Genomic DNA, 13,238 nt, shown 5'->3' with positions numbered 1-13,238 from the left:
GGCGTGTCGAAGCGGTTCGGCGAAGCGCGACGATGCGGTTCGCCTTCGCCTCACCACATCCTACGTCCGTCGTCCGATTCGGTGGCCTGGCCGGCCCGCCGTAAGGTGCGGTGGCGACCGCACCATCGCCATCGGCCCGAACCGCCGCATCAAGGCGCTCAACGTCGATGGAACGGCACCGGCTCGGGCTGGTGCAGCGCGTAGCCCTGCGCGTAGTCCACGCCCAGCGCGCCCAGCTCCAGCAGAATCTCGTCGCTGGTCACCCACTCGGCGATGATCTTCAAGCCGCGCTGATGGCCGATGTCGGTCACCGCCTTCACGATCGCATGACTCATCGGGTCGGTGAGCAGGTCGCGGATGAAGGCGCCGTCGATCTTGATGATGTCCACCGGCAGATTCTTGAGATAGCCGAACGAGGACATGCCCGCGCCGAAGTCGTCCAGGGCGAAGCGGCAGCCGACCGCGCGCAGGCGCTCGATGAAGCGCGCGACCTGGGCCAGGTTGCGCACCGCCACGGTCTCGGTGATCTCGAAGCAGACCCGCTCGGGTGCGACCGCGTGGCGCTTGAGCAGTTCCAGGATCAGATCGGCCAGGGTCTCGTCCTCGATGCTGGCGCCGGACAGATTGATCGTCGCCGTGCGCAATTGCGCGCCCGAAGGATGCAGGCGGTCGAAATTGGCCAGCGCGGTTTCGATCACCCAGCGATCGATCATCGGCATCAGGCCGTAGCGTTCGGCGGCCGGGATGAAAGCGCCGGGCACCACCAGCCGGCCCTCCTCGTCGCGGAAGCGCAGCAGCAGTTCCAGGTGCAGGCCGGATTCGGCGCTGGGCGACAACGGCCAGACCTCCTGGTACTTGAGCAGCAGACGGCCCTCGTCGATCGCCCAGCGCAGGCGGTTGGCCCATTCCATCTCGCTGCGCCGGCGCGCGGCGTTGTCGTCGTGCTCGGAATAGAAATGCACGCGGTTGCGCCCGCTCTCCTTGGCCATGTAACAGGCGGTGTCGGCCTGCGATAGCAGGTCCTTGAGGGTCACGTTGGGCCGGTCCAGCATCACCCCGCCTATGCTCGCGGTGATGGTGTAGGTGCGCTGCTCCCATACGAACACGTAGCCGTCGATGTGCTCGCGCAGGCGTTCGGCGACCAGCGCCGCGCCGGCCTGGTCGTGGACTTCGGTGGCGAGCACGCCGAATTCGTCGCCGCCCAGGCGCGCGAGCACGTCGCCGCCGCGCAGGTGACTGCTCATCATGGTCGCCAACTGGCTCAACAGCTGATCGCCGGCGACGTGGCCGGAGGTGTCGTTGATGAGCTTGAACTGATCCAGGTCGATATACAGCAGCGCGCAAGGCGAACCGCCCGCGGCAACGCCCGCCAGCACGCGCTCGATCCGGCGCTCGAACTCGCGCCGGTTGTAGAGCTCGGTCAGGGTGTCGTGGCTGGCCTGATAGGTCAGCAGTTCGGTGAGCTGGCGCTGCTCGGAAATGTCGGAGGCCACCATCAGCAGCCGGGCGCGCCCCTCCAGGACCACGCTGGTGATCGACACGTTGGCCCAGAAGCGATCGCCGTTGACGCTGCGCAGCATCGCCTCGGCGTTGGCGCAGTCGACCAGATCGGCAGCGCGCAGCTTGTCTCGCAGCAGCGCATCCTCGAACAGCTCCGGCAGCGGTACTTCGTAAACGGTCTCGCCCAGGCGCGCGCGCGAGGCCTGGTTGGCGTAGGAGATGCGGCCGTCGTCGCGGCGCGCCAGCAGCACCAGCGCCGGCAGCAGTTCGTTGAGCGCGCGGAAGCGCTCCTCGCTCTCGCGGTAGCGCCGGCTCATGCGCGAGCCCAGCTCCAGCGCGAGCCGGCGGGTACGCGCGACCGACCACACCAGCAGGGCCAGCAGCACGCTCGCGAGCAGGCCGGGCAACAGAATCCAGTTGCGCTCGCTGGCCACGTCGGCGATCGGCTGCAACGCGTGCATGCGCACCCGCCAGCGGCGGCCGCCGTAGTCGAGCTGGCGTTCGAAGCGATAGCCGGTGTCCGTCGCTGGCGCCGGGCCGGTCGCGAACAGCAGCGCCGCGCCGTCGCTCATGTCGCTGACCTCGACCTGCAGCTCGCGGCGCGCGTCCTCGCTCAGGCTGCCTTCGATCAGTTGCCCGGCATGGAACGAGATCGCGATCGAGCCGCGCATGCGCGCGCGCCGCTGTTGGATATCCAGCGGCGGCGGTCCGGCCGAGAACACCGGCAGGCGCATGGTCACGCCGTCGCGGCGCGGATCGGCCGCGCCCTGCTGGGCCAGGCGGAACGGCGCCGACAGCACCGCCTGGTCGCTATCGCGCGAGCTCAGCACGCCGACCAGGTTGGTCGGTTGCAGATTCACGTCCAGGCCGATCAGGCGCTCGTTGCCGCGCAGCGGCGCGACTAGCTCGGTGATGTAGTGATCGCCGTCCACGCGCGACTCGCGGCGCGAATAGGCCATGGCCTCCAGACTGGGGAAGCGGTCGCGCGGACGCACGTTGGCGTAGAGGTTGGCGTACTCGTCGGCGGTGATCGCGTCCGAGGTCAGGAACAGGGTCTGGACCGAGCGCAGCAGCAGTTCGCAGGACTGCAGGCGGTCGACGATGGCGTGGTAGCCGCGCTCGGCGCTGCTGTCGAGCGCGGCGGTGCGGTCGTCGACCACGCGGCGCTGCTGCGCGCCGCCCAACCACAGGGTCAGGCCGACGCCGAAGGCCAGCGCGAGCAGGCTCCAGGCCCAGGCCGGGATGCCCAGCGGCGCGATCCGCTCGGGCACGCCCCCGCCCGGCGGCTCGGCTGCGCCGCCATAGCGACGAGCGCCGCCCAAGGCGCCGGCCTGCGAGGACGAAGAGACTCCTGATAAATCCCTGGACGTCCCCAAGCGACCCTCCATGATGTCCCACGATCCGGCGATCCTATACCGCGTCGATCTCGTTGAGCTTCGACGTTGCGTTCACAAAGCCTGGGCGTGCCGGTGGCCATCGACGGCACGTGCGAACCGCGTCCGCGCCTCGGGTCCCGACACACCTATAAGAAGCCTTACGCAATCAGGGCGATGCGAGCGGCCATCGGCGACGTAGGCGCCGTGATCGTGTCGGCGCGCCGGTTCGATTTTGTGACGTGGGCAGCACGATTTTGTGACGTGGGCGACAGCACGGCGAGCATCGGCGGTGTCTGTGCCACGCTCGCCGGCTGGATAGACCCGGAACGCAGCAGCGATCGGGCCGTAGGTTGCGCTAGGCGGGGCTCATGCTCAGCGGTCGACCTGGATCATCCGCCGAGCGCGGCGCAGGCATCCCAGCCCTGCGGCGTGCCGGCCGTGGAATCGCCGTTGAAGTTCTCGCGTAACGTCGTCTGCGCCCATTCGTCGGCTTCGCCGCGCTGCGCCGGGCTCAGGCTTGCGCCAGCCAGAGCGAGCTGGCGATCGATCTGGGCGATCCGGAAGCTCTCCGCTCCCAGACGATAGAGTTTGAGGTAGCGATAGTGCTGATAGGGGTCGGAGCCGACCAGGCCCGCGAGCATGCTCTGCGCGCCCGGCTCGTAGGCGCTTTGCAGCAGGTCCACCACGCGCCAGTCGCCAGCGGCCAGGCCGCTCTCGATCAGCCGGGTCGCCTGCTGGCGGTAGACGCCCAGCGCGCCGGGCTGCTTGAGCAGGCCGCGCGTGTCGTACAGCGGCCCGCGGCTGAGGTAGCAGGCGCGCGCGTCGGCGTCGCCGAGCCGAGCCGCCTGCGCCAGGTTCGCGTTCAAGGTATCGAGTATCTCGTCGCTGACGCCCTCGCACAGCGTCCGTCCCTGGTCGACGTCGCGTTGGCGAATCGCGGCGGTGTCGAGCAAGGCCTGGTAGGTGCGCAACTGCGCCGCGCTCAGATTCTCGGTCTTCTGTTCGGTGAGATCGTGGGTGTTGCGCATCGTCGACCACTCGATCGCGCGCTGGCGGCTGCAACGGTTGAGGTCGCGCAACAGGCGCGCCGCGGCCCGGCCGTCGCCGGCGTTCGCCTGCGCCTGCAGTTGCGCGTACACCGACTTGAGCGGCGCGTCCAAGGGCGGCAGCCGCGCGCCGCGATCGAAGGTCAGCGAGGCCTGGGCGACCATGGCCAGGTTGCTGCCCGGCGCTCCGCCGACCGGCTGCTCGGTCGCCGCGGCCGACACCGGCGGCGCGGGCGCGCGCGCGCCTTGGTTGCGGCCGTACAGGTAGGCACCGACGATGGCCGCCAGGGCCAGGGCGGCCAGAAACAGTAGTCGATATCGGCTCATGTCGAAGTCTTGCTCGCTGGGGCCGGCACAGGCCCGATTCGGTGGCCGATTCGTAGCGAAACCCGCAACGATGGAAGCCAGAAAGCATTCATTCTTGAGACGTGGCGAATGAGCATGGATCCCAGCCGGGTGCGGTCGAATCGGTGGAGTTGCTGCTGCTGAACTCGTTCTGGAATTTTTCCTGCGCCCACCGATCGGCATCCGCGAGCTGTTCCGGTTGGATCCGCGCGGCCGCCAGCGCCAACTTCCGATCCATGTCGGCGGCGCGGCCGCGTTCCGCGCCGAGGCGGTAGAGCTTGAGGTAACGGTAGTACTGGACGGCATCCGAACCCAAGGTGCCGGCGAGCATGCCATCCGCGCCAGGCTCATACGAGCGGCGCAGTATGTCCACCACTTTCCAATCGCCCGCGGCCATGCCGGCGTCCACCATCGACTTGACGCTGCTGCGGTACTCCTGGATCCATTCCGGATGACGCATGAGTCCGCGTGCGTCGTAGCCGGGGCCGCTGGCGAGATAACAGGCGCGCGCATGCGCCTCGCCCAGTTGCGCCGCTCTTTGCAAACTCGACAGTTGCGAATCCAGCATGCCGCGATCGAGCCCGTCGCAGAGCGCGCGGGTCTTCTGGATGGCCTGCTTGTGCGATTCCACCGCCTCCAACTGCACCCGATAGCGCTCCAAGGCCTGCGCGCTGGTCCCGTCGATCTTGTCGGCCAGGGTCTCGTCGGCCACCCGTGTCAGGAACCATTCCAGATTGTCGAGGCTGGCGCAGGTACGAAGGTCCTGGTACAAGCGCGTGGCCGCCGCGACATCGCCGGCATCGGCGCGCGAGCGCAGGTCGTTGAAGATCCGCTTCAACGGCACATCGCGTGACGGCAGCGACGCCATCATCCGGACCGGGTCGCTCGATGCGGCATTCGTGCCTGTCTGCGGCCCCCGAGCGGTGGCGATGGACGCAGCCGCCGCCGGTGCCTCCGGACTCCGGCCTCGCCCCAGGAAGTAGGCGCCGATCAGCGCGGCCAATCCGAACAAGGCGATCAGGATGTAGCGCAATTGCATTCCCGAATCCACTCCAGAACCGCAAGAAGCATCGGCAACGGGACTAGCCGCCTGCCGTTGTCGCGAGATGCCGGCCGCTGTCGCGACGCCCCAATCAACGCCGAACCGGACAGGGCGGCCCCTCGCGAGGCCGCCCTGCGCGCACCAGTGAAGCGCTACTGGTACGGCGAACCGTCCCGCACGTATGCGGCGGCGGCAATGCCGGTATCGCCCTTCAAGATCGCCTGGTTCTTGCCTGCGGCCGACGGCAATCCCACCTTAAGATTAACCGCACCCGAGACCAGCGAGTCGAGCAACTGGGTCAGGATCGGCAAACCCAGGGCGATGTTGCCGCAGCCCTTCGCCGCCGGCACGGCGAACGTATTGTCGACCAGGATATTGCCGGTGTTCTGGAAATACGCGTACGGGTCGTTACCCACCTGGATGGAATCCAGGCTGCCGGGGCTGCCCGAGATCGGCGCGGTGGGCGCCGGCGGAGCGGTGGTGCCGGTTTGCAGCTTGACCACGACCGGATTCTGCGCGGAACCGATGTAGCAGGAGTTGCCGAGGAACGGATTCTGCAGGCGCACGCGCAGCGCAAGCCTCACCGCGGTCGGGTCGCCACCCCAGTTCGGGTTGAGCGCCGCACCGAAATCGGTCTGTATCGTCTGCACCGGCTCCATCGTGGCGGTCACGTCGTTGACCGAATTGACCACGCTCCAGAATGCCTGCCACAAGGGCAGCGGCCAATTCGGCGCCGGGTTGACGATGCCGAGCAGGCCGCCCGGGACCTTGCCCGGCGGGGAATTGAGCGTCGGCGCGCCTACCGCCTCGAACAGCGGCGAAGGCTGGATCCCGGTGATACCGCCCTGCAAGACGATCGGCTTGTCGATCGGCAAGGTGGTGGTGCCGATGGTGAACGAGCCCGAGGTGGTGACGCTGTGCACGCAAGCGGTCCCTTCTTCCTGAAGGGGCAGGCTTTCGTACGGGCAGAACTGGAACCTCTCGTAACCTGCGGCCGGTGGTGCCGCCGTCGCGGCAGGCGTGACGACGACTCCGGCCAACGCCGTGGCAAGGGCCGTGAATAGCAATGCCTTGGACATGATGAACTCCTGAATCTAAGGAAGAATCCTGATCTGCGCCCAGCGGACGCAAGTCCGCCGCCCGTTGGCGATCGCCGCATCACCGGGCTATCGCTGCATGCGCCGGTTCGATCGAGCCCCATCCAACCGGAGGGGCCCGATGCTCCGCCCCAGCGCCTTCGATACCGCCCGCCAAGAACGCCGCATCAGGCGCGTGTCTCGCGCGCCTGATGCAGCGGATGGCTAAGCGGCTATTTCCACGACATCCCCGCGTCCCTCGGCAATCGCTCCAAGCAGCGAGGAGATTCGCGCCCTACTTACATGAAGCGAAGCGGCGCGTTGGCCGTCAGCGTCGAGGTGGACCTGACGTTGGTGCAAGGCGACGGTGCGGGGAGGAACTGCGCGGTGAAGGTGAACGTCGCGTTGGTCGCGGTGTTGTTCAGGTTACTGAGCGAACCGGCGGCGACGCCGCCCGTGCACACGCGCGCCGGCGTGTTGAACCTGACCTGGATCGGGTTCGGATAGGACGTTCCGCCGATCGTCACGCTCGAGCTCGTCGCGCCCGACCCCACGCCCGGGGAAACGCCCCAGCTCAGGTTCTCCGCCGTCACGTTGCCCGTGCAGGCCGAGCCGCCGGTGAAGGTGGCGCTGGCGATCGACGCAGCGCCGCTGGTCAGCTGCATGTTGAAGGTGGCGCTGGAACACGGAACCGCGATACCCGAGACCGTAGCGGTGGTGCTGCCGGTGATCGTCACGTAAGTACCGGCGGGCGTGGTGTCCACCCAGGCGCTACCGTTCCAATACTCCCAACCGGCGAACGCGGGCGAGGCCACGAGCGGGCCCACCGCGATCAGGGAGGCGAGAAGGGTGGCTTTCAACTTAGTCATCGTATTTGCTCCACAGTCGATAATCGAAATCCCCGAACGCGAAGCGCGCGGAGGTCGTGCCACGGGGGAAAGGCAAGTGCCGTGGCGGCACCGAACCGAGGGGCACCGAACATCAGCCTGTTCGAACTCTTGCTCTCATTCGCCAGAGCGCTGAAACAGATGCGTCCTTGGTCTGTATCGACCGCCCACGGATGCGGGCGGTTGATGGGGTGAAACCGCTACTCAGAAGAACCCCTTGCGGATCGAGAGTCCGAAGATGCGCGGGTCCTGCAGGAACACGTTCGACGTCAGGCCGCTGTCGTCGCTGTTGAGGAAAGTGCCGGTGATCGCCTCGCCATCCAGCGCGTTCTTGACGTACAGCTGCACGGTCAGATCCTGCTCGGGCTTGTACCAGGTCAGCGACAGATTGACGTTGCCCCAGTCGTGCAGGCGATCGATCCGGTCCTGATAGACGCGCGCCCAGCTCTTGCCCTGGTAATAAAAGTCCGCGCGCAAGGTCAGGTCGCTTTCCGCCAGCGCGAACGTGTACTGCGGGCTGAGGCTGACGGTGATCTTCGGCGCATTCGGCAATTCGTGGCCGCCCACATTCTTGGCGAATCCGGCGCCTCCGTTGGGCGCATCGATTTCCGGATTGTAGAAAGCGCCGCCCAGCAACCACGCATTGTCGCCAGGGCCGCCATTGAGGCCCCGATCCTGGGTGAAGCCGCCCAGGCCGGTGGGCAGATTGACCGTGCAGAAGCTGTTCAAGTAATTGGCGAGGCTGCTCTCGTCGAATATCTGATAGAAATTCTCGAAGAACCGCTCCACCATCGCCTTCGGCGCGATGCAGTTCGACGCCAATTGCATCCACGGCCGCACGACCACCCAGTCGGGATTGCCCGCCGTCCTATCCATCACGTCGATGGAGTACTGGTTGGCGCCGATACGCGTGCGCAACAGGCCGACGTTTCCGCTGAGCTGGAACTGCGAGGTAGGCCGCCACACCGCTTCGATCTCGGCGCCCCAGGTCTTGGCGTCGAAGTTCTCGTTCACCGTCTGCCGGTCGATGATCTGCGAGACCTGATAGCCCTTGTAGTCGTTGTAGAAGGCGGTCGCGTTGAGGATGAACCGGCCGCCGCCCATCACGTTCTTCATGCCGACTTCCAAGGCATTGACGTACTCGGCCTTGAAGCGCGGGTCCTTCGGAATAAAGGACAACACCTCCGGATTGGCGCCGATGCCCGGGGAGTTGGTGCCGCCGGCCTTATAGCCCCGCGACAACGACGCATAGACCATGGTGCTGTCGGTGAAGGAAAGATCGGGCGACCAGTCCAGCACCAGACGCCCGGTCGGCTCGTTCCAGGTCTGCTTGATCGTCCCGCCGGCCGGATAGCCGTAACCGACATAGCCGCCGCCCAGCAGCGGGAAGTCCGGATCCGTGGAGCTCGCCAGCAGCAGCTGGCTCGGCACGGGGGTGGTGGTCTTGACGTCGCGAGTCCAGCGCAGGCCGGCGGTCAATTTCCACTTGTCGTTGATCTGCCAGTAGCCCTCGCCGAAGACCGCCGAGGAGCGGGTGTTGGCGATGTTGCGGCTACGGAAGTAGTTGTGACCTTGGCCGTTGATGGATCCCAAGGGATTGGGATCGATGTACACGCAAGGAAAATGCCTTCCGAAGAAGTCAGTCTCCACCGAAAGGGCCGTCCCTGGCGTACAGGTGGCTGGACTCAGCACACCGCCTCTTCCGTTGAAAAAGTTCTGAGCAGCAGCAGTGAAGAGGTTACTGAAAACGTAGTAGCTCTCGTCGATCTTGAATTCGAGGTAGTTCGCGCCGACGCTGAAATTGAACGGACCGTCGTAAGAGGACTGCAGGCGGAACTCCTGCGACCATTGCCGGCTGTCGGCATCGACCAGATCGACCAGCAGCAGGCGGTCGGAACAACCCAATTGCGGGTCGCAGAACACGCCGCCGGGCGTAAGCGGATAGGCGGGAACGAGGTTTCCGTCCGGATCGAACTGAACCACCTTGTTGGAATCGGTAAAGATCGGGTTGGACTGGAAGCGCCCGTAGTCTTGAGTGGAATAGTACTGATCGCGGGTATACAGCGACTGCGACACCAAGTTCAGGTGGTCGCCGATTCCGACATCGAAATTGAACTGCAGGATGTCGTTGGTGGCGTGGAACTTCGGATCGTAGCTGGTCGCGATCTCGCGCAGATCGCGCGATTGCTTGACTCCGGAATACGGATCGACGCCTTGCGAGATCAGGTATGCCGGATTGAAGTTGTCCGCGAAGAATCCCAGGGCGCCCGCCGTGGTCTGCGCGGCCAGCACCGACGGCAGGCTGTTGCCGTTGGGCACGCCGAAAGCATCGTTGTCGTACAGCGATCCGTCCTTACAGGCCTGGCTCAGGAATCCGACGTCGTTCGGCCGCAATGTCACGTTGCCTATCGAGGTCGGCCCGGCATCGTTGTGACACAGCTGCTTGCCCGTGCGCGAGCGCGTGTCGTCTTCCTGGAAGTGCTCCCACACCAGGCTGGCGTTGAAGCGGTCGCTGGGCGTATAGCTGGCCGACAAGCGGGTGGAAAGCAGATCGCGATCATTGATGTCCTTGCCGGTGACCGTGTTGTGGTCGTAGCCGTCGCGCTTGGTGTACTGGGTGGCGAGGCGCAGCGCGAAGGTATCGCTGAGCGGCACGTTGATCATGCCGTTGATGCGTCGCGTGTTGTAGTTGCCCACCTCAGCCTTCACGTCCGCATCGAAGCCATCCAGGTTGGCCAGATTGGGAATCATATTGACCACGCCGGCGGTGGCGTTGCGACCGTACAGGGTTCCCTGCGGGCCGCGCAGCACCTCGACCCGCTCGACGTCGAAGTACTCCTGCTCGAACAGGCGGTTGCGGATCATCGGCGTGCTGTTGAAGCTGATCGCCACGGCCGGGTCGGTGGTGACCGACAAGGCCTGGGTGCCGATGCCGCGGATCTGGAAGTTGTAGCTGGCGAAGTTGGTCTTGCTGAAGCTGACGTTCGGGGTCGCGGTGACCAGGTCGCCGCCGGTTTCGATCTTGCGGCTGCCCAGATCGTCGCCGCTGAAGGCGCTGATCGCGATCGGCACCTTCTGGATGTTCTCGACCTTTTTCTGCGCGGTAACGACGATGGTGTCGAGATTGGTCGCCGCCTGCGCATTGGCCGCGGCGGTGGGATTGGGCGCCGTCGACTCTGCCTGGGAATCCGCTGCCGGCTGCGTCTCAGCGGTCCCCTCTGCGTTTCCCGGCGGTACCGCGTCGGAAGGCGGTTTGGCGTCCCCTGCCGCCGAACTGCCGCCCGCGTTGCCGTTGATGAGGATCGCGCCGGAGGCGCTGGTGGAGTATTGGAGACCGGTGCCGCTGAGCAGTTCGTCGAGCGCCTGCAAGGCCGGCTTCTCACCGCGCACCGCGCGCCCGGTCTTGCCGACCGCGAGCTCGGGCGCGTACAGCAGCTGCTGGCCGCTCTGGCGCGCGTACTCCGACAAGGCGGCGTCGAGGCGCTGCTGCGGGATGTCGAACTTGGCGGTGGCCGCATCGCCGCGCGCGTGGGCGCTCAGATACGGCAGCAGCGCCAGCAACAGCACGCAGGGTTTGAGTACACGCCTCGACAGTCCCTTCTGGTCTCCCACTCGCATCGACTCCCCTCCGGTTGCGGGCCCACTTCATGTGGCCTGGTCTCTATAGGGACGCAGCGTCTCCGAAAACCCGAACCCGTCCCGGCACGATCGTGGTGCCACGCGCGATCGCGGCCGCGAATAGCGCGTGTTTCGCCTGGCAATCGTTTTGCAGCGCAGCAAATTCGCGCGCGCCATCGCCCCGACGCAGCATCGGCCTGCGTCGTCCCATTGCCTGAGAATGCCGCCGCGCGCGGGCGCGCGAGGGGCGGCGGATGCGCATGGCGGCATGGCGCATTGCTGCGCCGCGCCATGCGTCGGGATGCCGCGGGTATCAGCCGCGCTCGGGCGCGCGCGGCTTGAGTACGATCGCTGCGTTCTTGCTGGTCGCGCGTTCGATCGGGAAGTACGCGGTCACCGCCTCGACGAAGGTGTCGGTGTCGCCGGTGTTGAACGCGCCGCTGATCTTCAACGAGGCCAGACGGGTATCGCCGAGCACGATGCGGTTGCGCGAGTAGCGATTGATCTCGGCCACCGCGTCGGCCAGGCTCTCGTTCTCGAACACCACCTGGCCATGCCGCCAGCTCACTTCACGCCTGACGTCGGCCACACGCACCTGCGGCACGGTCGCGGCCAGCGCGACGAACTGCTGGCCCGGCTGCAGCTCCGCGGTGGGCGCGGCGGCCATCGCGGCGGTCCGGGTGCGCTCGCGGGTCACGGTTACGCGGCCCTCGAGCAAGGTGACCTCGAACAGGCGCTCGGACATGTGGACTTCGAACTCGGTGCCCAGCGCCGTGACCTGGCGGCCGTCGGCGGTGACGATGAAGGGCCGGGTGCGGTCCTTGGCCACCTTGAACAGGGCCTGCCCGCGTTCCAGCGTGACCGCGCGGGTCTTGCCCTGGTAATGCACGGACACGCGGCTGTCGGTGTTCAAGGTGATCACCGAGCCGTCGGCCAGGGTCACTTCCGAGCGTTCGCCGACGGCGGTCTCGTGGACATTGCCGGCGATCGCGTCCTGCACGCCCTGGACCATCCGGCCGGGCGCGTCGGGCCGCAGGATCAGCAGGCCGACCGCGGCGACCACCAGCAGGGAGGCCGCGATCGAGTAGCCATAGGTGCGCGCCGCGCACGACAGCCGCGACTTGGATGCGCGCGCCAGCGTCTCGCGCCGCAGCGCCAGCATGTCGGGCGCGTCGGCGACCGCCTGCGCGAGCGAGCGCGCGGCTTCCACGCGCCGGAACGCGGCGGCGTGCGCCTGCGAACGGTCGCGCCAGGCCTCGAAGGCCGCGCGCAGGGTGCCGTCGGCGCCGTCGGCGTCGCTCAGGACCTCGCTCCAGCGCGCGGCCGCTTCGTCGATATCGTCCGGCAGCGGGCCCGGTCCGTTGGCGATGGGGGTGGTCTGCCATTTCATCCGACACCCCCTAGCGACCGCTTCGGTCCGGCGGCGCGGCACCAGGAGCCCGGGGCACAGGCCCGGATCGGCGTGGCCCGGCTCATTCCGGCTTCTCCGCGTCCATCGCGCGGCCCAACTGCGCCAGCGCTTTGGCCATGTGCTTTTCGGCGGCGCGCACCGAAATTCCCAGCATGTTGGCAATGTCCATATATTTCCGCTTCTCCATGGTGCGCAACACGAACACGTCGCGCGTACGCTGCGGCAGCGCGCGCAAGACGGCGACAGCCAATTTCACCGCCTCCTCCCCTAGTAAGACGCGCTCCGGCGAGATTTCCGTAGCGGGTTGATGAATTTCTTCGTCGAAGGACACGTGCGCGTCCTGGTCGCGGGCCTGGCGGCGGCGGCCCCAGTCGCGCAGGGCGTTGGCGGCGATCTGGAAGACGTACTGTTTGACGTGCTCGATCGGGCCCCCGCGCGCGCGCCGGAGCAGGTGCAGGAACACTTCCTGGGTCAGGTCCTCGACTTCGGCGGGATCCTTGACTCGCTTGGAGAAGAATCCGCGCAGTGGCGCGCGGTACTGCTGGGAGATGTTCTCCCATTGACTGGAGCAATCCTCGCCGTAGTCGGCGAGCGATGCCGGTTCGCGCGTAGACGGCGCCGGATCGGCCATCGAGTCCCCTCCCATACGCGTTGGTATGCGCAGGCCGGCAGCATACTCCGTCGGAGCGGCGCGGGTGTATCGGCCCGCACGCGGTCCGGCCGGATGTTGAGAACCGGCGATTTTCCCGGGAAAAACCGCGATTCATTCGACCGCCATCCGATGCGGCGGCGCAGCATTTCGGATGCGCGCAAGCCAGTTGCGGCGACGGCGGAACCTCGACGGACGTGGCGCATCCGACCGCCGCGCGCACGCCCGACCCGCAGCGACCGATCCGGCAAAGTCGCGCGCGCCGATGCGCATCGCCGCGTCCTGCGG

8 protein-coding genes are annotated in these 13,238 nt (G+C 66.8%); all 8 read right to left on the bottom strand.

Annotated elements, in window-relative coordinates:
• Positions 1–158: 158 nt before the first annotated feature.
• Positions 159–2,771 carry an EAL domain-containing protein gene (locus ASE35_RS18425; RefSeq protein ID WP_235567273.1) on the bottom strand — a complete coding sequence of 871 codons (2,613 nt, stop codon included), beginning with the start codon at positions 2,769–2,771 and terminating at the stop codon, positions 159–161.
• Between the two features lie 494 nt (positions 2,772–3,265).
• Positions 3,266–4,249 carry a hypothetical protein gene (locus ASE35_RS18420; protein WP_057164737.1) on the bottom strand — a complete coding sequence of 328 codons (984 nt, stop codon included), beginning with the start codon at positions 4,247–4,249 and terminating at the stop codon, positions 3,266–3,268.
• 88 nt (positions 4,250–4,337) lie between these two features.
• Positions 4,338–5,306 carry a hypothetical protein gene (locus tag ASE35_RS18415; RefSeq protein WP_157489563.1) on the bottom strand — a complete coding sequence of 323 codons (969 nt, stop codon included), beginning with the start codon at positions 5,304–5,306 and terminating at the stop codon, positions 4,338–4,340.
• Between the two features lie 155 nt (positions 5,307–5,461).
• The gene (locus ASE35_RS18410) at positions 5,462–6,388 is read right to left on the bottom strand and encodes a hypothetical protein (protein ID WP_200944035.1); all 927 of its coding nucleotides are present in this window, start codon (positions 6,386–6,388) and stop codon (positions 5,462–5,464) included.
• 296 nt (positions 6,389–6,684) lie between these two features.
• A complete protein-coding gene (locus ASE35_RS18405) occupies positions 6,685–7,245 on the bottom strand; it encodes a hypothetical protein (protein WP_056182505.1) in 561 nt (186 codons plus the stop codon).
• A 231-nt stretch (positions 7,246–7,476) separates the two neighbouring features.
• Positions 7,477–10,890, bottom strand: a complete 3,414-nt coding sequence (locus ASE35_RS18400; RefSeq protein ID WP_082576653.1) for a TonB-dependent receptor — start codon at positions 10,888–10,890, stop codon at positions 7,477–7,479.
• A gap of 313 nt (positions 10,891–11,203) precedes the next feature.
• Entirely contained in the window at positions 11,204–12,280 is a 1,077-nt protein-coding gene (locus ASE35_RS18395; RefSeq protein WP_056182508.1) for a FecR domain-containing protein, read from the bottom strand.
• A gap of 82 nt (positions 12,281–12,362) precedes the next feature.
• The gene (locus ASE35_RS18390; RefSeq protein WP_162250682.1) at positions 12,363–12,932 is read right to left on the bottom strand and encodes a sigma-70 family RNA polymerase sigma factor; all 570 of its coding nucleotides are present in this window, start codon (positions 12,930–12,932) and stop codon (positions 12,363–12,365) included.
• Between the last annotated feature and the right edge of the window lie 306 nt (positions 12,933–13,238).

This window comes from Lysobacter sp. Root916 (genome assembly GCF_001429785.1).
Taxonomy (GTDB): domain Bacteria; phylum Pseudomonadota; class Gammaproteobacteria; order Xanthomonadales; family Xanthomonadaceae; genus Lysobacter.
Note: the sequence above shows the minus strand (reverse complement) of the source record. Positions and strands in the feature narration are given on the sequence as shown.